Raw genomic sequence first — 18,226 nt, forward strand, 5'->3', positions numbered from 1 at the left:
GAATGGTCCCATCCGCACGACGAGCGGTCGGCGCTCGCCGCGCGGCTACCGGTCAACGCCGCCGGGTTCGTCCGCCGTTACGGCAGCCCCCACGCGGGAGCCGCGCCGTCCTGGGGGACGTCGCGCGGCCCGGAGGGGCGGGCACCCTGACGGGTGACCACCGCGGTCGAGCCCTTGCGCAGGGGGACCTCGATCGTGTCCGTGCCCTGGTAGGGCAGGCGCCTGCCGTGCTGGTCGCGTACCTCGAACGGGCCGTCGATGCCGTGGCGCAGCCGCAGCGGCTCACCCGCCTCGCTGCGGACCCTGATCCAGTCGGTGCGGCCCTGGCTGCGGGAGGCATCCACGAGGAAGGCGCCCTGGGCGCGCAGGCCCTCGACCGACGCGTCCGCCCAGGTGGTGGAGAGGGCGGGGAACACCTTGAGCACGCCGCCGTGGCTCTGCAGCAGCATGTCGAGCACCGACTGGGCGGCGGCCAGCGGGCTCTCGATCGCCAGGTTGGAGCCCTCGCGGTACATGGTGTTGGGGGTGATCGCGCAGTTGTCGACCACGTTGCCGTCGATGAAGAAGCGCAGGTAGGCCAGGGCCTCCTCGGGGTTGCCGAACAAGGTCTCCATGGAGGAGGCGGCGGCGAAGCTGTAGCCGTGCCAGCGCTCGCGCATGCTCGCCCAGTGCTCGAAGCTGCGCCGGTCGAGCGACTCCTGCAGCGGATAGAGCCACAGCAGGTGGGAGTAGTGCCGGTGGGAGTCGGCGAGCGGCACGTCCGCGCCGATCATGACGCCCTGCTCGTTCCTGTGGTACGGGACGAGCCGCGCGAGGACGTCCTGCCATCTGGGCCTGAGCGGGTCGTCGACCTTCAGCCGGTCCGCCGTTTCGAGCAGGGTGCGGCAGCCCCAGCGGATCAGCGACAGGTCGTAGGTGGCGTCGGAGGCGTTGGCGTACTCGGGCGAGCGGGTCTCGGGCAGGTGCAGCCTGCCGTCGGAGCCCTCGGTGAGGAAGCGGGCGTAGTAGGTGATCGCGCCGGTGAGGATCGGGTAGAGGACGTCGCGCAGCACGCCGGTGTCCATGCTGTGCCGGTAGGCGAGCCAGACGTTGTGCATGCCCCAGGTCAGGTTGCCGGTGTGGTCGTTGGGGCTGACGCCGGGGACTCCGACGTAGCGCGGGCCGGGCCGCAGCATCCGGTCACCGGGGTGGCAGAGGGCGTAGGACTTGCCGTCGCGGTAGTCGGGATGGACGTTCGACTCAAGATTCTCGTGATATTTCCGGAAAGTCGCCGTCACCGCGTCCAGCTCGGGATGGTTGGAAGCGTTGATCATCGGGTATGCGACCTGGACGTTCAGGTTCCACCAGATGTTCGTCCAGCTGTTGCCCACCTCAGGGAACCACGGCCCCCACTCGGTCAGCACGGGCGCGGAATCCCTGGTCGCGGAGGCCATCTTGTAGAGCTGGATCCAGTAGAAGCGTTGCAGCTTCTTGTCCGGGATCGAGACCAGGCTGCGCCGGTAGAACCGCTTCCACCAGTGCCTGTGCACCCGGACCTGCGCCTCCGGGTTCCCGTCGAGCACCTTGGACACCGCGCCGACGGCCTCCCGCACGCCGGTCGAGTCGGGGTAGCCATAGGCGACGGTGGCCGCGAGCAACCTGGTCGTGCCCTGCCTGACCTCCCGCCAGGCGGTGGTGTAGCCGCCTCCGGCGTGCATGGTCTGCTCGACGTACCCGTCGGAGACCAGCGGGTCGGGATTGGGGGTGTAGTCCGGGGGGCGGCGGATCGTCCTGGTCGTGGCCGACTGCAGTGGCGTGAACCCCCAGGCGACCGCCTCCTCCCCCTCGCTCGGCGTCATCGAGACCAGCAGCACGCCGCGCTGCTCCAGCACCAGCGCGGTGAAGCGGACGCCGCCCCGCGTGGTCGTCACCGTGCCCGACAACTCGGCGTGCTCCAGGTCGAGCCGCCAGTCCACGCCGGTGATCGCGCCGGCTAACGTCAACGTGAGGTAGCCGATGGGCAGCCGGGAGTACCCGATCGCCGCCTCCCACTGGCCGCGCTGGTCCTGCACCAGGGAGTGGTTGAGCATGAACCGCAGGACGTCGCCCTCGCCGCCCTTGTTGTAGACGTGCACGCCGAGCAGCCCGTTCCCCAGGAAGGGCGCGTTCTGCCACCCGCTCGGCAGCCGCTTCCACACCATGGCCGCGTCCCGCAGCACCTGCGCGTGCGCGTCGTCCCCTTCAGTGCCCGCTTCAATGCCCGCTTCAGTGCCGGCTTCAGTGCCGGTTGTCTCCGCGCCCGGCTCCGCCCAGGCGACGGGCGATCCGGCCAGGACCGCCGCGCCCCCCGCTCCCGCCACGAACGCCCGCCTCGACAGACCATCTCCCGTGTTCATCGGCTATCGCTCTCTTCCTGCGGCCCTGTACGGAACATCTCTTCTGATGCGGCCGCGCGGGCCGCAGGCGGTCAGCCCTGCTTCTCCGCGGACACGGCGAACAGGTGCAGCGCAGCAGCGGCCCCGCCTAAGGCCAGACCTCCGAGGAATGTACGCCGAGAAGACGGATTTTCCGGCATGGCGACTCCGAAAGTGGGGGTGCTATCGGGCGAGTCATCTGATGAATAGCAAGATCTAATCGATGACCGCCCTCTGTCAAGCCCCCTCTCACCCCTTGACTGCCCCCGCGGTGAGCCCCTCGACGATGTAGCGGCGGATCGCGGCGAACAGCACGAGCGTGGGAATCACCGAGACCACCGTGGCCGCGGCCATCGAGCCCCAGTCGATGTCGTACTGGGTGATGAAGGAGTTCATCGCTACCGGGATGGTCTTGGCGTCCTCGCTGTCGATGAACGTGATCGCCAGGAACAGCTCGTTCCAGCACTGCACGAACGCGAAGATGAAGGTCGCCGCGATCCCCGGCAGCATGACCGGGATCACCACCCGCACCATCGCGGCCAGCCGCGACGCGCCGTCGACCTGCGCCGCCTCCTCCAGCGCGACCGGCACCCGCTCGTAGAAGCCGCGCATGATGATCGTGGCGAACGGCACCAGCATGGCGACGTACACGAGCATCAGCCCGGCCAGCCGGTTGAGCAGGTCCAGGTCGGACATCAGCAGGTAGAGCGGCCCGAGCGCGATGAACAGCGGGATCATCTGGGTGACCAGGAACGCCAGCATCAGCGCGCCCCTGCCGGGGAAGGAGAAGCGGGCCAGCGTGTAGCCGCCGAGCACGCCGATCGCCGTCACCACGCCCGCCGACACCAGCGAGACCGTGAGGCTGTTCAGCAGGTACGCGCCGAAGTCGGCGAACGAGAACAGCTCCGTGTAGTGCTCGAACGTCACGCTGCCCGGCCAGTACCTGAGTGGTGTCGAGAAGATCTCCGCCTTCGGCTTGAGCGAGGTGACGACGACCCAGTAAAGCGGGAAGAGCGTGATCAGCAACCAGAGCGTGAGCACGGTCACCTTGGCGAGACGTCTCATCGAGACTCCTTGAGCGTGCAGACCCCCGTCATCCGACGGGCAAGGTCAACGGGCCTTCTCGAATCTGGTGGCGTTGAGGTAGAAGACGCTGAAGGCGAGCAGCAACCCGAGGATGAGCAGCCCGACCGCGCCCGCCCGGCCGTAGTCGCCGCCGATGACCTGCTGGATGAGGAAGGTGGTGATGATGTCGGTGCTGCCCGCCGGGCCGCCGCCGGTCATCGAGTAGATCAGGTCGGGGAAGTTCAGGATCCAGATCACCCGCAGCAGCACGATCAGCGCCAGCGTGGGGCGGATGTGCGGCAGCGTGACGTGCCAGAACTGCCTGAGCCGCGAGGCGCCGTCGACCGACGCCGCCTCGTACAGCTCGCGGGGGACGGACTGCAGCGCCGCCATGATCATGATGGCGAAGAACGTCACGCCGTACCAGACGTTGGCCACGATCACCGAGGTCATCGCCCATCCGGGCGTGGCGAGGAAGCCGATGCGGTGCTCGATGATCCCCGTCTTCAACAGCAGGTCGTTGATCACGCCGAACTGGCCGTTGAACATCCACCGCCACAGCAGCCCGATGAGGAAGCCGGACATGGCCCAGGGGAAGAACACCCACGCCTGGTAGAGGCCGCGCCCGCGGAAGTGGCGTCGCAGCAGCAGCGCCAGCCCGAAGCCGAGGAAGAACTGGAAGAACAGCGAGACGACGACCCAGGTGCCGGTGTTGCGCAGCGCCGTCCAGAACCGGTCCTCGGCGAGCACCGCCCGGAAGTTGTCGAGCCCGACGAACGGGGTCGAGGTCAGGTCGAACAGGTTGTACTGCTGGAAGGCGATGACGCCGCCGCGGATCATCGGGTAGTACGTGAAGACCGCCACGAAGGCCACGCCGGGCAGCAGGCAGAGGGCGACGAAGGCGGCCTTGCGCGCGGTGAAGGCTGAACGGGTCACGAAACCTTCTTCGCCTGGTCCTGCCAGAAGGCGTCCCACGACCTGAGCACGTCGGCCACCGTCTTCTTGCCGGTGATGAGGGCCTGGACGTCACGGTCGGAGTCGACGATGAACTGGCTCCAGCCCGGGTAGTCGACCGGCCTGATCGTGATCACCTGCTTCGGGTCCTGCTGCGCCTCCAGGTACGCCTTCCAGGCACCCTGGGAGAACTGCGGGTCGCTCTGGGCCTGCTTGGAGATCGGGATCAGCGAGTTGCCCTTGGCGAAGGCGATGCTCTGCTCGGCCTCCGACAGGAACTGCACCAGCTTGACCGCCTCCTTCGGGTGCTTGCTGAAGGCGGTCGCGCCCCAGCCGGCGTAGCCGACCGGCTGGAAGGCGTAGCCGGTGGGGCCCTTGGGAATGGGGGCGGTGGCCCAGGCCTTGACCGAGCTCTCCTGGACGGTCTTGATCACCTCGGGGTCCTGGATGAGCATGCCGGTGACGCCGCTGGTGAAGCCCTGCACCATCTCGGGGTAGGCCCACGAGACGGAGTCGGGCGGCGACGCCTCCTTGAAGATCTTCACGAACAGGTCCATGGCCTGGGTGGCCTCGGGGGTGGAGAAGATCGTCCGCTTGTCCTTGAGGAAGAAGGACTTCTCGGGGTCCAGGGCTTCGCCGTTGTAGGCGCTGACCATCATGACCGCGTAGTCGGCGCCGCCCTTGCCGCCCCTGAAGGAGTAGCCGAACCTGTCGCCCGAGGTCATCTTCTTGCCGGCCTCGTAGAGCTCCTGCCAGGTCTTCGGTGGCTGGGTCAGGCCCCAGTCGGTCCGATAGAACAGGGTGCGCTGGTAGAAGCCGTACGGGATCAGGTACGCCTTGCCGCCGACCTCCACCGCCTTCTTCTGGGCCAGCTCGGTCAGGTCGGCCCAGCCCGGCCAGCCGGTGGTCGGCAGTTCGGCGAGCCAGCCGTTGTTGGAGAAGGACTTGGCCGTGTGGTCGCGGACCTCCAGCACGTCCAGGTCCTTCTTCGTCTGCAGGATCTGGGTGATCTTCTGGTCGGCGCTGTCGAGCGGCGGCGAGATCAGCTCCACCTTGACTCCCGGGTTCGCCTTCTCGAAGTCGGCGAGCAGGGTTTTGATCAGCTTGGTGCGTTCCGGGCTCGTCAGGCTTTCGATCATGCGCAGCCGCACCTGCCCCGGGGACGACGAGCCGGAACCACAACCGGCCAGCACGAGCGTGGCGGCGGCCGCGGCCGCCAGGAACGGTGATCTCATGTGCGCCTCCTGAGGGAGCGAGGGGTGACAGCGCTGTCAGTCACGCTAGGCGACGCACCCCCTCCAGCGCTAGACCAAGGTCCTTGATCAATGTCTCGGCCGACTCCAGCCCGACGGACAGCCGCACCAGGCCGACCGGGATGCCCATCGTGGCCCGCACGCTCTCCTCGATGGTGAGCGCCGGGGCGTTGACCAGGCTCTCGAACCCACCCCAGGAAACACCGATCCTGAAATGTTGCAACTTGTCGAGGAACGCGCTCACCTCGTCCCGCGACTCCGTGTCCAGCTCGACGCTGAACAGGCTGGAGAAGCCGGACATCTGCTGCCTGGCCTGCGCGTGCCCCGGGTGCGAGGCCAGCCCCGGATGGTTGACCACCCGCACCGCCGGATGGTCCTCCAGGAACCCGGCCACGGCCAGCCCGCGCTCCTGGTGGGCCGCCATCCGCACGGGCAGCGTGCGCAGCCCCTTGATCACCTTGGCCGCGTCGTGCGGCGACATGGCCGCGCCGTAGAGTTGGTACTCGGTCAGCGCCAGCGGGCGCACCAGCCGCGACGAGCCCACCACGACGCCGCCGACCAGGTCGCTGTGCCCGCCGACGTACTTCGACAGCGAGTGCACGACCAGGTCCACGCCGAGCGTCAGCGGCTTCTGGAAGATCGGCGTGGACCAGGTGTTGTCCATCACCGTCACCAGCCCGCGCTCGCGCGCCCACGCGGTGACCGCGGCGATGTCGAAGACCTCATAGCGCATGTACGACGGCGACTCGAAGTAGAGTAGGCGAGTGCTCGCCTTGATAGCGCTGTCACAAGCCCCGAGATCGCCGACGTGCGTATGTGTGACTCCGAACTTCTCCAGGTAACGCAGGAACTGGGTGGTCGGCCCGTAGACCGCGCCCAGCACCAGCACGTGGTCGCCCGCCGACACCAGCGAGGAGATCGTCGCCGCGATCGCGCCCATCCCCGAGCCGAAGCACTTGGCCCGCTCCCCTCGTTCCAGCGCCGCCAGCTTGCGCTGGACGAGGTCGACCGTGGGGTTGGTGCCGCGCCAGTAGACGTAGCGCTCATCCTCGTTCCTGATCGCCTCGCCGAGCTCGACGGCCGATTCGAAGGTGAACAGCGAGTTCTCGAAGACGGGCGGGTTGACCGCGCCGAGTATCCAGGGCTCGTCCTCACCCAGGCGGCCACAGATCCAGTCATCATCCATGGGGGCACAATATGACATTGCGCGGCAAGCCGACCATGGCCGACGTGGCCAGGCACGCGGGAGTGAGCCTGAAAACCGTCTCACGGGTGGTCAACCAGGAGCCCCACGTCAGCGCGGCGCTTCAGCGCAGGGTGCAGGAGTCCATCGGCGCGCTCGGTTTCCGGCGCAACGAGGCCGCGAGCCGGCTCGCGCGCGGCGCCAGCATGCTGACGCTCGGGCTGGTCATGGAGAACATCTCCAACGAGTTCTACTCCCGGCTGGCCAAGTCCGTGGAGGCGGCGGCGGCCGAGCACGAGGCGCTGGTGGTCTTCGGCTCGTACGAGGAGCGCGCGGAGCGGGAGCGGATGCTGATCGAGTCGATGTACGCCCGGGGGGTCGACTCGCTGATCATCGTCCCGTCGGGGGCCGACCACAGCTGGCTGGCCGAGTACGGCGGGCTGACCTCGGTCTTCGTCGACCGCGTCCCGCCGGGGCTCGACGGCGCGGACGTGGTGATGCTCGACGACGCCCACGGCGGCAGGGTCGCGACCGAGCACCTGCTGGCGCGGGGCCACCGCCGCGTCGCTCTCATCTCCGACGACGAGCGGCTGAGCTCCGTGCACGACCGCGCCCTCGGCTACCGCGCGGCCCTGCGCGACGCGGGCCTCACCCTGGACGAGTCGCTGGTGGTGCGGGAGGTGTTCGACCCGTGGCGGGCGGCGCACGAGGTCGGCAGGCTGCTGGACCTGCCCGACCCGCCCACGGCCTTCTTCGCCACCAACAACCGCGCCGCCATCGGCATCCTGCAGGCGCTCAGAGATCGCCCCGAACGTCCCGCCTATGTGGGTTTCGATGATTTCGCGCTGGCCGACGTGTTCAACCCGGGAGTGACGGTGGTCCGCTACGACACGTCCCGGCTGGCCACGAGCGCGGTCGACCTCCTGCTCCACCCGGCTTCGCCCGAGGCGGGCACGCCGCGCCGGGTCAGGGTGCCGGTCGAGCTGGTCGTCCGCGGTTCCGGAGAGATCCCCCCTGCCTGAAGGGCGTCAGGACGAGCGGGGCCGCCAGTCGCCGCGGTCGAGGTCGAGGTCCTCCGGCGTGTGCAGGCGCACCATCGTCCTGGCCACGCCCGGCGGCACCCGGTGCGGCGTGAGGAACGACACCGACACCATCACCGTGAACGCGATCGGCACCGTCCACGCGGCGGGCTGGGCGAGCAGCGCGCCCGCCACGCCCTCGCGCGGGCCGCCGACGATCGTCACCAGCACCGCGCCGCACGCCAGCCCTCCTCCGACGAACAGCCCCGCGAGCGCGCCCGTGGTGCTCAGCCGGCGCCACCAGATGCCGAGGACGAGCAGCGGGCAGAACGACGACGCGGCCACCGCGAACGCCAGCCCCACCACGTCGGCCACCGGCAGCGCCCGCGACCACAGCGCCAGCGCGAGCGCGAGCGGCACCACGACGGCCATCAGCGTGGCGATCCTGAACGAGCGGACCCCGCCCTTGAGCAGGTCCTGGGCGATCACCCCCGCCACCGACACGGTCAGCCCCGAGGACGTGGACAGGAAGGCCGCGAACGCCCCCGCCGTCACCAGCGCCGTCAGCAGGTCGCCGAGGGTGCCGCCGACCATCCGCTCCGGCAGCGAGAGCACGACGGTGTCGGCGCGGGCCACGTCGGGGACGTAGAGCCGGCCCAGCCAGCCGTACAGCGCGGGCAGCAGGTAGAACGCGCCCAGCAGCGTCAGGACGACGAGGGTGGTGCGGCGGGCGGCCCGTCCGTCGGGGTTGGTGTAGAAGCGGACCAGCACGTGCGGCAGCCCCATCGTGCCCAGGAACGTGGCCAGGATCAGCGAGTATGTCGAGTACAGCCCGTACTCCTTGCCGCCCGACAGCGGCGTCTCCCAGGTGGCGGCGTCCACCGCGCTCAGGCCGGGGGCGCCGTCGGCCTTCCACGCCATCAGCAGGAACACCAGGGGCACGGCCAGCGCGGTCAGCTTCAGCCAGTACTGGAACGCCTGCACGAACGTGATCGATCGCATCCCGCCGGACAGCACGTTCACCGCGACCACGACCGCCACCAGCAGGCCGCCCACCCAGACCGGCGCGCCGGTGATCGTCCGCAGGACCAGGCCCGCGCTCTGGAACTGCGGCATCAGGTACAACCAGCCGATGAGCACGACGAGCACGCTCGCCGTCCGGCGCACGGCCATCGACTCCAGCCTGGCCTCGGCGAAGTCGGGCAGTGTGTACGCGCCGGAGCGGCGCAGCGGCGCCGAGACGAGCACGAGCAGCACCAGGTAGCCGCCGGTCCAGCCGACGGGCAGCCAGAGCATGTCGGCGCCGAACGACAGGATCAGCCCGGCCACGCCGAGGAAGGAGGCGGCCGACAGGTACTCGCCGCCGATCGCGGAGGCGTTCCACAGGGGGCTGACCGTGCGCGAGGCCACGTAGAAGTCGGAGGTGGTGCGGGAGACCCTGATCCCGAACGCGCCGATGAGCACCGCCGCCACGACGACGACGAGGACGGCCGTTAGGCTCATCGACGCTCGACCAGGTCCGCGAAGTGCCGTTCGTTGCGTTCGGCGTGCCGGACGTAGAGCCAGGCCCCGGCCACGAAGCCGGGGTAGATCAGCCCGCCGAGCACGGCCCAGGCCAGCGGGACGCCGAGCACGTCCACCTCACGCAGCTCGGGGACGATCAGGAACAGCAGCGGCAGGCCGCCCACCACGCACGCCAGCACCGTGCAGACGAAGATCGCGAGCCGGAACTGGGTGCGCACCAGCGAGCGCATGTAGACCTCGCCGAGGTGCGTCTGCTCGTCGATCTCCCGGGTGGCCGGGTAGCGGGGGCGGCGCGCGGCGGCCGTCCGCGGGCTGGTCACGCTCACCCTGCGCGGCGCGTCGGGGCGGACGAGCGGCAACCGGCGGCCAGCACGCGGCTCGGCACGTCTGTCCGGCAGGTTGTCGGGCTGGTCGATGGGGCTCACTCGGGCCTTCCCTTCCTGGCCCTGCGCACCAGCAGGTCGCGCAGCTCGCGCGTGTGGCGGCGGCTGACCGGGATCTCGGTGTCACCGACCCGCACCGTGCACCTGCCGGAGTCGATGTGCAGCTCCTCGATGTGCTTGACGGCCACCAGATGGCTGCGGTGGACCCGGACGAACCCGGCGGAGGACCAGCGCTCCTCCAGCGTCGCCAGCGGGATGCGCACCAGGTGGCTGCCCGCCCGGGTGTGCAGGCGGGCGTAGTCGCCGTGCGCCTCGACGGAGAAGACGTCGGCGGTGGAGATGAACCGGGTGACGCCGCCCAGCTCGACCGGGATCGTGTCGGTCTCTCCGCTCTCGACAGAGATGTCCGCCGAGACGGCCACCCGGCGGATCGCCTCGGCCAGCCGTTCCGGGCGCACCGGCTTGAGCAGGTAGTCCTCCGCCTTGATCTCGAACGCGTCCACCGCGTGCTCCTCGTAGGCGGTGACGAAGACGACCCGCGGCGGGTTGGCGAAGCGCGACAGCAGCCGCCCGAGCACCACGCCGTCGAGGCCGCGCATCCTGATGTCGAGGAAGACCGCGTCGATGGGCCTGCCGTCGGCGATGGCACGGTCGAGCAGCCGCAGCGCCGCGGAGCCGTCCCTGGCCGTGGCCACCTCGCCGATGCGGGAGTCGGCGCGCAGCAGGTAGGCCAGGTCTTCCAGGGCGGGCAGCTCGTCGTCGACGGCGAGGACCCGAAGTAGTGCCATAGACAGTGATGAAACCGACAACAAAGACCGGGGTCAACGGGCCGAGACGCCTGGGTGATATTTCGGCAACCTGATGTTGACTTTCGTGCCGACGCCCGTGCCCGTCTCGACGACCAGCCCGTACTCGTCGCCGTAGACCTGGCGCAGCCGCTCGTCCACGTTGGCCAGCCCCACCCCGCCCGCGGGAGTGATGTCACCTGCAAGGATGCGGCGCAGCCTGTCGGGGTCCATGCCGAGGCCGTCGTCCTCGACGCTGATCCGGCACTCGGCCCCGGCGTCCTCGGCGATGATCGTGATGCGTCCGACGCCGTTCCTGCTCTCCAGCCCGTGCCGCACGGCGTTCTCCACGAGCGGCTGCAGGCACAGGAACGGCACCGCCACCGGCAGCACCTCCGGCGCGATCCGCAACGTCACCTGCAACTGGTCGCCGAAGCGGGCCCGCTCCAGGGTCAGGTAGCGGTCGATCGAGCGCAGCTCCTCGGCGAGCGTGGTGAACTCGCCGTGCCTGCGGAAGCTGTAGCGGGTGAAGTCGGCGAACTCCAGCAGCAGCTCCCTGGCCCGTTCCGGGTCGGTGCGGACGAACGAGGCGATCGTGGTGAGCGAGTTGTAGATGAAGTGCGGCGAGATCTGCGCCCGCAGCGCCCGCACCTCGGCCTCCATCAGCAGCGTCCGCGAGCGATGCAGCTCGGCCAGCTCCAGTTGCGAGTCCACCCAACCGGCCACCTGCTGCGCGGCCCTGACGAGCCCGGCCGAGGAGTAGGAGCCGTACGCCGTCAGCGACCCCACCACCCGGTCATCGGTGGTGAGCGGCACCACCACGGCGTGCCTGATCGGGCACTCCAGCAGCTCGCAGTCGATGCTCAGCACCTGGGTGCGGCCGTCCTTGAGGGTGGCCGCCGCGTGCTCGAACGCCTGGTCCACGTGGTGGTCGCCGTCGCCGTCGTAGACGAGCAGCCGCTCGCCGTCGGTGATCGCCAGCGCGGACGAGCCGAGCAGCGCGCGCAGGTGCCGCGACGCCTTCTCCGCGCCGTCGACGGTGAGCCCGGCGCGCAGCGGCGGCCCGGCGAGCGAGGCGGTGTGCAGGGTCTCGAACGTGGCGCGCTCGGCCGGGCTGGTGCCCAGCTCGCGCCGACCGCGCAGCACCCGCCACAGCACGATCGCGGGCACGCCTACGAGGGCTGCCACGACGACGGTTCCGACCAGGTACTCCATCGCCGGAGCCTACTGCCGCTCCCCCTGCCGGTGACAGGCAGCGCCTCGACGCCTTCCCAGGGCTTCCGTCGTTTCCCGGGCCTGCGTCGTTCCCGGGGTTCTCGTCGTTTCCCGGCGCCGGTCAGTGTCCGGGGAGCGCCTTGGCGATCCTCTCGGCGTAGCTCTCGGCCTCCTCGGCCGACGCGTAGGTGGTGCGCGGCCAGAAGAAGCCGCGCAGCCCGTCCTTGCGGGTGCGCGGCACCACGTGCACGTGCAGGTGCGCGACGCTCTGGCTGACGCGGTTGTTCATCGCCACGAACGTGCCGCCCGCCTCCAGGCCCTCCTCCACCGCCCTGGCCATCGCCTGGACCCGCTCGAAGAAGGGGCCGACCTCGACGAGGTCGGCGAGCGTCTCGACGTGCACCCTCGGCACGACCAGGACGTGCCCCTTGAAGACCGGCCGGGCGTCGAGGAAGGAGACGGCCACCTCGTCGGAGTGCACGATGGTGGCGGGCCGCTCCCCCGTGATGATCTCGCAGAACAGGTCGGTGCTCACCGGCCGACTTTATCCGCGAACGCGGTCCAGCTCGTCATGTTGGGCGCCGTCCACTCGGTCGGGGCGTGCAGGAACCGCTCGCCGACGTGCGCGCGCAGCCGCTCGGGCACCTCGGACGTCTTGTGCCCCCGGCAGTGGTAGACGAGCCCGCCCTCGCGCTGCCCCATCGCCATCCAGGGCAGCCACGGCGAGACCCGGCACCAGGAGAACACGGCCGGGACGTCGGGCATCCCCGAGTCGAGCTCCTTGGCCTGGACGAAGAACTGGAACAGCTCCAGGGCCCGGTAGGTGTCGCCCGCCGAGTTCCGGGGGTAGTCGGCGACCTTGAGGGGTGAGGGGTAGGACAGGCGGATGTCGGCGTTGAAGACCACCTGGTCGCCCAGGCGGGTGGTCGGCACGGGATAGCCGCCGAAACGCTGGTTGACGGGGTCGTTGAAGACGTGCTGCACCTCGACGGACTCGCCGGTGATCGGGTTGTCCCAGGTGTCGATGATCTCGCGGGAGCGCGGGTCGAGGTAGGCGGCCGCCTCCCTGGTCAGCAGCTGCCAGCCGCCCTCGACCTCGACCGCCCTGGCCACGTTGACGCCTTCGAAGCCGAACAGGTGGTGCGGGCCGTCGTCGTGCTGCCACCCGTACACGTCACCGGTCCACCACGAGATCGTCTCGGCGCCGTCGGAGGACGCGCGCACGCGAATGAAGTCCATGGGAGGCAGCCTCTCGGACTCACGGGCTTGTTTCAAGACACTCTGTTGCTATCGTTAGCGACATGGTGTCGCTAAATGGCCGGACCCGGCAGGGCTGGCTTCCCCTCTTCGTCCTCGGCGTGGGAATGTCGATGATCGTCGTCGACGCCACGATCGTGAACGTGGCGGTGCCGGCGATCATCGCCGACCTGGGCCTGACCGCCACGGACGTCGAGTGGGTGAACTCGATCTACTCGCTGACGTTCGCCGCCCTGCTCATCCCGCTCGGCCGCACCGGCGACGCGCGGGGCAGGCGGCGGACGTTCGTCACCGGGGTCGCGCTCTTCCTCGGCGCCAGCGTGCTGGCCGCCGCGGCGGGCAGCGGCGCGATGCTGGTCGGTGCCCGGGTGGCGCAGGGCGTGGGCGCGTCCATGGTGGTGCCGATGACCCTGGCGATCATCAACTCCCTCTACACCGGCCCGCCCAGGACGGTCGCGTTCGCCGTGTGGGGCTCGATCATCGGCGGCATGGCCGCGGTCGGGCCGCTGCTCGGCGGCTGGCTCGTCACCGACTTCGGCTGGCGCTCGGCGTTCTGGGTGAACCTGCCGATCGGCCTCCTCGTCCTGCTCGGCGCGGCCAAGGTGCCCGAGTCCCGCGACCCACGGGCGGGCGGGCTCGACCCGCTCGGCGTGCTGCTGTCCGTCGTCGGCATGTCCTGCCTGGTGTTCGGGCTGATCGAGGGCCAGCGCTACGGCTGGGGACGGCCGACCGGCCAGGCCACCGTCTTCGGCCGGCCCTGGCCGCTCGACGCGGTCTCGCCCATCCCGTTCGCGTTCGCCCTGGCCGCCGTCGCGCTGACGGCGCTGGTCCTCGTGGAGCGGGCCAGGTCCCGCGCGGGCCGCCCGGTCGTCCTGGACCTGTCGCTGTTCGCCATCCCGTCCTTCCGGTACGGCGGAGCCGCCGCGATGATCGTCTCGCTGGGCGAGTTCGGCCTGATCCTCGTGCTGCCGCTGTTCCTGCAGACGGCCATGGGCTACAGCGCCTTCCAGACCGGGCTGATCATCGCCGCACTGGCCGCGGGGACGTTCCTCGCGGGCGGGACCGTGCCGCAGCTCTCCCGGCGGCTCAGCGGCAGGGCCATCGTCAGGACCGGCCTGGCGCTGGAGGCCGCGGCCGCGATCGCGATCGGGCTCACCCTCTCCCCCTCGCTGGGGCCGTGGGCGCTGGTGCCGTGGCTGGTGGTCTACGGGTTCGGCGTCGGGTTCGCCTCCGCCCAGCTCCCCAACGTGATGCTGGCCGGGGTGCCGTCCCGCCAGTCGGGGGTGGCCTCCGGGTTGCAGAGCGCGATCCGACAGCTCGGCGCCGCCGTCGGCATCGCGGTACTCGGCGCGGTGCTGGTCACGGGGCTTGACTCGGCGATGGCCGAGCAACTGCCCGACGACCCCGCGCTCGGCCGGGCCGTCCGTGACAGCGGCGGCGCGGCCATCGCGGCCATCAGGGACCCGAACCAGCGCGCCGCCGCCGTCGCCGCCTCCGTGGACGCCACCCGCCGCGTGACGGTCGTGACCGGCCTCGTCCTGTTCGCGGGCGTCGGCTCGACGCTGCTGCTGCCCGATACTGGGGGGAGGCAACGCGAAGAGGAGTGAACGTGCCGAGGATCAGCGCGGCGACCGTCGCCGACCACCGGGCCAGCCAGCACGCGGCCCTGCTGGAGGCCGCGATGCAGATCCTGGTCGCCGAGGGCGCGGCCGGGCTCACTCCGGCAGCCGTCGGGGCACGCGTCGGGCTGGCCCGGTCCAGCGTCTATCGCTACTTCTCCGCAACCGCCGACATCCTGGCCCAGCTCGTCGAGGACTCCATCCCCCGCTGGGCCGCCCGCCTGCACGCGGCGGCGGGCGAGGGCACGCTGGAGCAGCGGGTACGGGCCTTCGGCGCGGCCACGCTGTCGTTCGCCGGCAGCCGTGACCACGCGCTGCTGCGCGCGGTCGCCTCGATCGACCTGCCCGGCGAGTGCCAGGACAGGATCGACCAGCTCCACGAGACGATGATCGAGCCGCTGCGCGCCATCGCCGCGGAGGCCGGGCACGCCCATCCCGACCTGGTCGCGCACCTGGGGTGGAGCATGCTCGGCGAGGGTCAGCGGCGGCTCGCCGCGGGCGGCGAGCAGGCCGTGATCACGCAGACCACGATCGACGTGCTGTGCCGGGCCGTACTCGGCTGACGGCGCTCACCGCCGAACGCGCTCGACGGCGCTCATCCGACAGTGCTCATCCGACAGTGCTCATCCGACGGCACTCATTTCACGGTGACGGCGAAGATCGCCTCGCCCGACTGCTGCTTGCTCTGCTCGTTGGTGGGCGTCGTGGCCTTGCCGCAGCGCCAGCAGTCGTACAGCTTGATCTCGGTGGTGCCGGTGTGCTTGGTGTTGAACACGAAGTAGCTCGTGCCGCCGGACCCCGGGCCTCCACCCTCGGAGCGGTACTCCTTGCTGATGAACGAGGCCACCTTGGGGTCGGGCACCGCCTCGAGGGTCCAGCTGTCGCCGATGGAAGCGTTGTCGGCGACGGCCAGCGAGAACCGCTTGCCCTGGCCCAGCTCCACGCTGACGGTCGTGCCCTTGGCACCCTTGACGACGGTGCCGAGGTCGTTGACAGCTGACCCGGCGCCGCACCCCGCGACAAGCAGCCCCACCAGGGCCGCCACGACCGTTCGACGAATCACTCAGGCAGATTATCGGGCTCGGACGACGCCCGCGGCACCGCATACACCTCCCGCTCGGCGAGTCCTGCCCCGGCGATGCCGCGGCCGCCCCCAGGCTCGGCCGCGCCGGGCATCGCCGCCCGGCAGGGCTCTGCCGGGCGCGCGAACCCTACCTGCCCCTGCGCCTCATGATGCGCCGCACGACGAGCGCCGCGACCACTCCGGCGAGGAAGACCAGCAGCATCATCGGCCGCTTCCGCGCCTGGGCCGCCGCCTTGTCGGCCACGTCCTTGACCTGGTCCGGGGTGATGTCGCGGACCTTGTCGGCCACCTCGGTCACCTTGCCCCTGGCCACCGCCGTGACGTCGCTCGCGCGGCCCTTCACGTCCATCTTGTCCGCGAGGGCGCTGACGGTGCCGCCGACCTCGCGGCGGCCCTCCTTGATGCTCTTCCGCACCTCTGCCTCCTCCTCGGCCGCCTGCACGGGGGCTTCGGGGTCGAAGACCGCGTGCGCCATCCGGTACGCCTCCGCCTGGTGCGCGTTCTCCGACGCCCCCGCCCTGGTGAGCGGCACGTTGATGGACTCGTGGTCCGTCGGGTCACCGACCGTGGCCCTGCGGGCTCCCACCTCCCCCGCATGCGCGTGGGTGTATCCGGGATCCGTCTCGCTCATAGGTGCGCTCTCTCCCTCACCACGTCGAGGTCGGCCCGCACACTGGCGATCGCCTGGGCCGGAACCGGAGGCCCGACTCGTTTCACCTGGTTCCCGCCGAACAGGCCGAGCAGGGCGGCGATGACGAACAGGACGACCGCCACGATCGCGGCAGCGGCCCAGGCAGGCAGTACCAGGGCGAGGAGCAGCACCACGGCGGCCACGAGGGTGGCTCCGCCGAGGAAGCCGATGACGCCGGCGGCCCCGAACAGCCCGGCGCCGCGTCCCGCGCGCTTGCCCTTCGCCGTGAGTTCCAGCTTGGCGAGCCGCAACTCGTCCTTGACGAGCCGGGACACCTGCTCGGACAGATCGTTGACCAGCTTGTGGGTGTCGTTCACGTCATCGCCTCCTCCGCTGTTGCGGAAGGCGACTACCCAGTGACGTGCGTTTCTATCACCGCTTGGGTCTATCACCGCTTGGGGTGCGCAGCAGGAAGCCGAGCACCGCCGCGAGCGGCGACTCGGGCGTTTCGCACCAGTTATCGGGCTGCTTCGGCTTGCTCCACGGGGAGGGCAGCTCGCACGAAGGAGCCTGCGGCTTGGGCCGCTCGCACCACGATCCGGGAGGTTTCATACGTTTACTGTACGACTTCAGAGACTGCTTATATAAGCTCCCCCTCATGGCTGATATGACCGGCTGGTTCGCCCGCAGCCACCGCGAGATCGGCCGCCGCGACGGCGCCCGCACCATGGTGCTGCGCCGCCCCTCCCACCCGAGCGGCCAGCCTGGCCCGCGCTGACGAGGTAGCCTGCCGAGGTGCTGGTCGTACACGGGGTCTGGGCCGGGGATGGGCTCGCCTTCTGGGCGGAGTCCCCCGACGGCGCCGCAGGCCGCGCGAAAGGCGACGCGCCGCGTCCCCACCCCTTCGCCGCCGCGCCCTCCGCCATCGCCGCCCACCTCGGCCTCGCGGGCGGCGGACCGGCGTCGGCCCCTCGCTCGGCGCCGGACGGGCCGTCATCGTCGCCTGCCGACCCCGTGCCGGACGGGGCGGCGGTTCGGGTGTTGGAGTTGTTGCTGCCCGGGTCCGCCGGGGAGCCGCTGCCGTCCCCCGAGACCGGGCGGCTGGCCGAGACGGTCAGGCCTCGGTTGCGGCTGTGGCGGGTGCCTGCCGTGGTGCCGCCCGCCGCCGAGGCCCTGCGGGTGCTCGACACGCACGCCGGCAGCGCCACCGTGCGGCATTGGGCCGCCGTCGCCGAGTTCGCCCGTGACCTGGTGCGGCGCGGGCGGGTGGTGCCGCAGCTGGTCCGCGACGGCGCGAGCGGCCCGGCGCGGGAGTCCATGTGGGCGCTTCCCGGCAACGACGCGCGGGCGGTGTGGCGGGCGGTACTCACGGGGGCCGACGCGGCCTACTTCAGGGAGCTGGCCCTGGCCATGCCGCCCGCCTGCCGCACCGCGCAGGTCGAACGCCCGTCCGGCGAGGTTCTGGCCGAGGCGCTGGGCGCGTTCGCCGACGCGCTGGTACGCACGGCGCTCACCGAGCCCATCGTGGCGCGGCCGAGAACGCCCCTGGACCGATGGCTGGCCGCCCTGACCGGCGCCGACAGCGGCTGCCCTGACGTGCCGGAGCTGCGCGAGGAGTTGGAGCGGTGGCACGAGTCCGTCACCACCTCCGAGGGCGCGGCCACGCTCTGCTTCCGGCTGGTCGAGCCGGACACGGGCGACGGCGCCCGACCCCGGCCGGACGAAAGCGACCGGTGGCGGGTGGAGTTCGCCTTGCAGGCCGCCGACGACCCCAGCCTGTACGTACCGGCGGCCCGGGTATGGGCCGGTGAGCCGGTCGCCGGGCTGCCGCATCGGCCCGAGCGCGAACTGCTGGCCGGGC

19 protein-coding genes and 1 pseudogene are annotated in these 18,226 nt (G+C 70.7%); 4 read left to right on the forward strand and 16 right to left on the reverse strand.

From position 1 onward, the window contains the following. Positions 1–77: 77 nt before the first annotated feature. The 6 genes from ABZ297_RS21770 to ABZ297_RS21795 form a co-directional block, all read right to left on the reverse strand. Complete coding sequence (locus ABZ297_RS21770; RefSeq protein WP_355348898.1) at positions 78–2,375, reverse strand: glycoside hydrolase family 95-like protein; 2,298 nt, start codon at positions 2,373–2,375, stop codon at positions 78–80. 71 nt (positions 2,376–2,446) lie between these two features. Next, positions 2,447–2,554, reverse strand: coding sequence for a twin-arginine translocation signal domain-containing protein (locus ABZ297_RS21775; protein WP_355348901.1), 108 nt, complete (start codon positions 2,552–2,554; stop codon positions 2,447–2,449). An 88-nt stretch (positions 2,555–2,642) separates the two neighbouring features. Beyond that, entirely contained in the window at positions 2,643–3,458 is an 816-nt protein-coding gene (locus ABZ297_RS21780) for a carbohydrate ABC transporter permease (RefSeq protein WP_355348904.1), read from the reverse strand. Between the two features lie 45 nt (positions 3,459–3,503). Continuing rightward, on the reverse strand, positions 3,504–4,394 hold the full coding sequence (locus ABZ297_RS21785) for a sugar ABC transporter permease (protein ID WP_355348907.1): 891 nt from the start codon (positions 4,392–4,394) through the stop codon (positions 3,504–3,506). Next, the gene (locus ABZ297_RS21790) at positions 4,391–5,647 is read right to left on the reverse strand and encodes a sugar ABC transporter substrate-binding protein (protein WP_355348910.1); all 1,257 of its coding nucleotides are present in this window, start codon (positions 5,645–5,647) and stop codon (positions 4,391–4,393) included. The genes ABZ297_RS21785 and ABZ297_RS21790 overlap by 4 nt, the downstream gene beginning before the upstream one ends. A gap of 40 nt (positions 5,648–5,687) precedes the next feature. Then, positions 5,688–6,851 (reverse strand): PLP-dependent aspartate aminotransferase family protein, encoded by a 1,164-nt coding sequence (locus tag ABZ297_RS21795; RefSeq protein WP_355348913.1) that lies wholly within the window; start codon positions 6,849–6,851, stop codon positions 5,688–5,690. Between the two features lie 11 nt (positions 6,852–6,862). On the opposite strand from ABZ297_RS21795, the gene ABZ297_RS21800 reads away from it, so the two are divergent. After that, on the forward strand, positions 6,863–7,870 hold the full coding sequence (locus tag ABZ297_RS21800; RefSeq protein WP_355348916.1) for a LacI family DNA-binding transcriptional regulator: 1,008 nt from the start codon (positions 6,863–6,865) through the stop codon (positions 7,868–7,870). A 6-nt stretch (positions 7,871–7,876) separates the two neighbouring features. On the opposite strand, the gene ABZ297_RS21805 is transcribed toward ABZ297_RS21800, so the two are convergent. From ABZ297_RS21805 to ABZ297_RS21830, 6 genes are all read right to left on the reverse strand, one after another. Beyond that, complete coding sequence (locus ABZ297_RS21805; RefSeq protein ID WP_355348919.1) at positions 7,877–9,370, reverse strand: cation acetate symporter; 1,494 nt, start codon at positions 9,368–9,370, stop codon at positions 7,877–7,879. After that, on the reverse strand, positions 9,367–9,816 hold the full coding sequence (locus ABZ297_RS21810; RefSeq protein ID WP_355348922.1) for a hypothetical protein: 450 nt from the start codon (positions 9,814–9,816) through the stop codon (positions 9,367–9,369). Before ABZ297_RS21810 ends, ABZ297_RS21805 begins: the two co-directional genes overlap by 4 nt. Continuing rightward, on the reverse strand, positions 9,813–10,562 hold the full coding sequence (locus ABZ297_RS21815) for a LytTR family DNA-binding domain-containing protein (protein ID WP_355348925.1): 750 nt from the start codon (positions 10,560–10,562) through the stop codon (positions 9,813–9,815). The genes ABZ297_RS21810 and ABZ297_RS21815 overlap by 4 nt, the downstream gene beginning before the upstream one ends. Positions 10,563–10,595: 33 nt before the next feature. Next, entirely contained in the window at positions 10,596–11,774 is a 1,179-nt protein-coding gene (locus ABZ297_RS21820) for a histidine kinase (protein WP_350809958.1), read from the reverse strand. A gap of 121 nt (positions 11,775–11,895) precedes the next feature. Continuing rightward, positions 11,896–12,309: an HIT family protein gene (locus ABZ297_RS21825; protein WP_355348928.1), complete on the reverse strand. Its 414-nt coding sequence runs from the start codon at positions 12,307–12,309 to the stop codon at positions 11,896–11,898. Further along, positions 12,306–13,013 (reverse strand): DUF1838 family protein, encoded by a 708-nt coding sequence (locus ABZ297_RS21830; RefSeq protein WP_355348931.1) that lies wholly within the window; start codon positions 13,011–13,013, stop codon positions 12,306–12,308. Before ABZ297_RS21830 ends, ABZ297_RS21825 begins: the two co-directional genes overlap by 4 nt. 62 nt (positions 13,014–13,075) lie before the next feature. On the opposite strand from ABZ297_RS21830, the gene ABZ297_RS21835 reads away from it, so the two are divergent. Next, a complete protein-coding gene (locus tag ABZ297_RS21835; protein ID WP_355348934.1) occupies positions 13,076–14,638 on the forward strand; it encodes an MFS transporter in 1,563 nt (520 codons plus the stop codon). Positions 14,639–14,640: 2 nt separating this feature from the next. Beyond that, a complete protein-coding gene (locus tag ABZ297_RS21840) occupies positions 14,641–15,213 on the forward strand; it encodes a helix-turn-helix domain-containing protein (RefSeq protein ID WP_355348938.1) in 573 nt (190 codons plus the stop codon). A 74-nt stretch (positions 15,214–15,287) separates the two neighbouring features. Here the strand turns inward: ABZ297_RS21840 and ABZ297_RS21845 are convergent, their stop codons facing one another. The 4 genes from ABZ297_RS21845 to ABZ297_RS21860 form a co-directional block, all read right to left on the reverse strand. After that, on the reverse strand, positions 15,288–15,713 hold the full coding sequence (locus ABZ297_RS21845; RefSeq protein WP_355348941.1) for a protease inhibitor I42 family protein: 426 nt from the start codon (positions 15,711–15,713) through the stop codon (positions 15,288–15,290). Between the two features lie 148 nt (positions 15,714–15,861). Beyond that, positions 15,862–16,365 carry a DUF3618 domain-containing protein gene (locus tag ABZ297_RS21850; RefSeq protein WP_355348944.1) on the reverse strand — a complete coding sequence of 168 codons (504 nt, stop codon included), beginning with the start codon at positions 16,363–16,365 and terminating at the stop codon, positions 15,862–15,864. Beyond that, positions 16,362–16,742 carry a phage holin family protein gene (locus ABZ297_RS21855; protein WP_355348947.1) on the reverse strand — a complete coding sequence of 127 codons (381 nt, stop codon included), beginning with the start codon at positions 16,740–16,742 and terminating at the stop codon, positions 16,362–16,364. Before ABZ297_RS21855 ends, ABZ297_RS21850 begins: the two co-directional genes overlap by 4 nt. Positions 16,743–16,797: 55 nt before the next feature. Beyond that, complete coding sequence (locus tag ABZ297_RS21860; RefSeq protein WP_355348950.1) at positions 16,798–16,977, reverse strand: hypothetical protein; 180 nt, start codon at positions 16,975–16,977, stop codon at positions 16,798–16,800. Between the two features lie 183 nt (positions 16,978–17,160). Here ABZ297_RS21860 and ABZ297_RS21865 point away from each other — a divergent pair. Next, positions 17,161–18,226: pseudogene (locus tag ABZ297_RS21865) on the forward strand (ATP-dependent helicase); the annotation flags it as partial.

Source organism: Nonomuraea sp. NPDC005983 (assembly GCF_040614375.1).
In the GTDB taxonomy this organism is placed as follows: Bacteria; Actinomycetota; Actinomycetes; order Streptosporangiales; family Streptosporangiaceae; genus Nonomuraea.

What these genes read in the sequence shown, in the direction of transcription:
- ABZ297_RS21850 (WP_355348944.1), bottom strand. Translation starts at nt 16,365, where the DNA reads ATGAGCGAGACGGATCCCGGATACACCCACGCGCATGCGGGGGAGGTG.
- ABZ297_RS21780 (WP_355348904.1), bottom strand. Translation starts at nt 3,458, where the DNA reads ATGAGACGTCTCGCCAAGGTGACCGTGCTCACGCTCTGGTTGCTGATC.
- ABZ297_RS21820 (WP_350809958.1), bottom strand. Translation starts at nt 11,774, where the DNA reads ATGGAGTACCTGGTCGGAACCGTCGTCGTGGCAGCCCTCGTAGGCGTG.
- ABZ297_RS21800 (WP_355348916.1), top strand. Translation starts at nt 6,863, where the DNA reads ATGACATTGCGCGGCAAGCCGACCATGGCCGACGTGGCCAGGCACGCG.
- ABZ297_RS21860 (WP_355348950.1), bottom strand. Translation starts at nt 16,977, where the DNA reads ATGAAACCTCCCGGATCGTGGTGCGAGCGGCCCAAGCCGCAGGCTCCT.
- ABZ297_RS21795 (WP_355348913.1), bottom strand. Translation starts at nt 6,851, where the DNA reads ATGGATGATGACTGGATCTGTGGCCGCCTGGGTGAGGACGAGCCCTGG.
- ABZ297_RS21775 (WP_355348901.1), bottom strand. Translation starts at nt 2,554, where the DNA reads ATGCCGGAAAATCCGTCTTCTCGGCGTACATTCCTCGGAGGTCTGGCC.
- ABZ297_RS21790 (WP_355348910.1), bottom strand. Translation starts at nt 5,647, where the DNA reads ATGAGATCACCGTTCCTGGCGGCCGCGGCCGCCGCCACGCTCGTGCTG.
- ABZ297_RS21835 (WP_355348934.1), top strand. Translation starts at nt 13,076, where the DNA reads ATGGTGTCGCTAAATGGCCGGACCCGGCAGGGCTGGCTTCCCCTCTTC.
- ABZ297_RS21770 (WP_355348898.1), bottom strand. Translation starts at nt 2,375, where the DNA reads ATGAACACGGGAGATGGTCTGTCGAGGCGGGCGTTCGTGGCGGGAGCG.
- ABZ297_RS21815 (WP_355348925.1), bottom strand. Translation starts at nt 10,562, where the DNA reads ATGGCACTACTTCGGGTCCTCGCCGTCGACGACGAGCTGCCCGCCCTG.
- ABZ297_RS21830 (WP_355348931.1), bottom strand. Translation starts at nt 13,013, where the DNA reads ATGGACTTCATTCGCGTGCGCGCGTCCTCCGACGGCGCCGAGACGATC.
- ABZ297_RS21805 (WP_355348919.1), bottom strand. Translation starts at nt 9,370, where the DNA reads ATGAGCCTAACGGCCGTCCTCGTCGTCGTCGTGGCGGCGGTGCTCATC.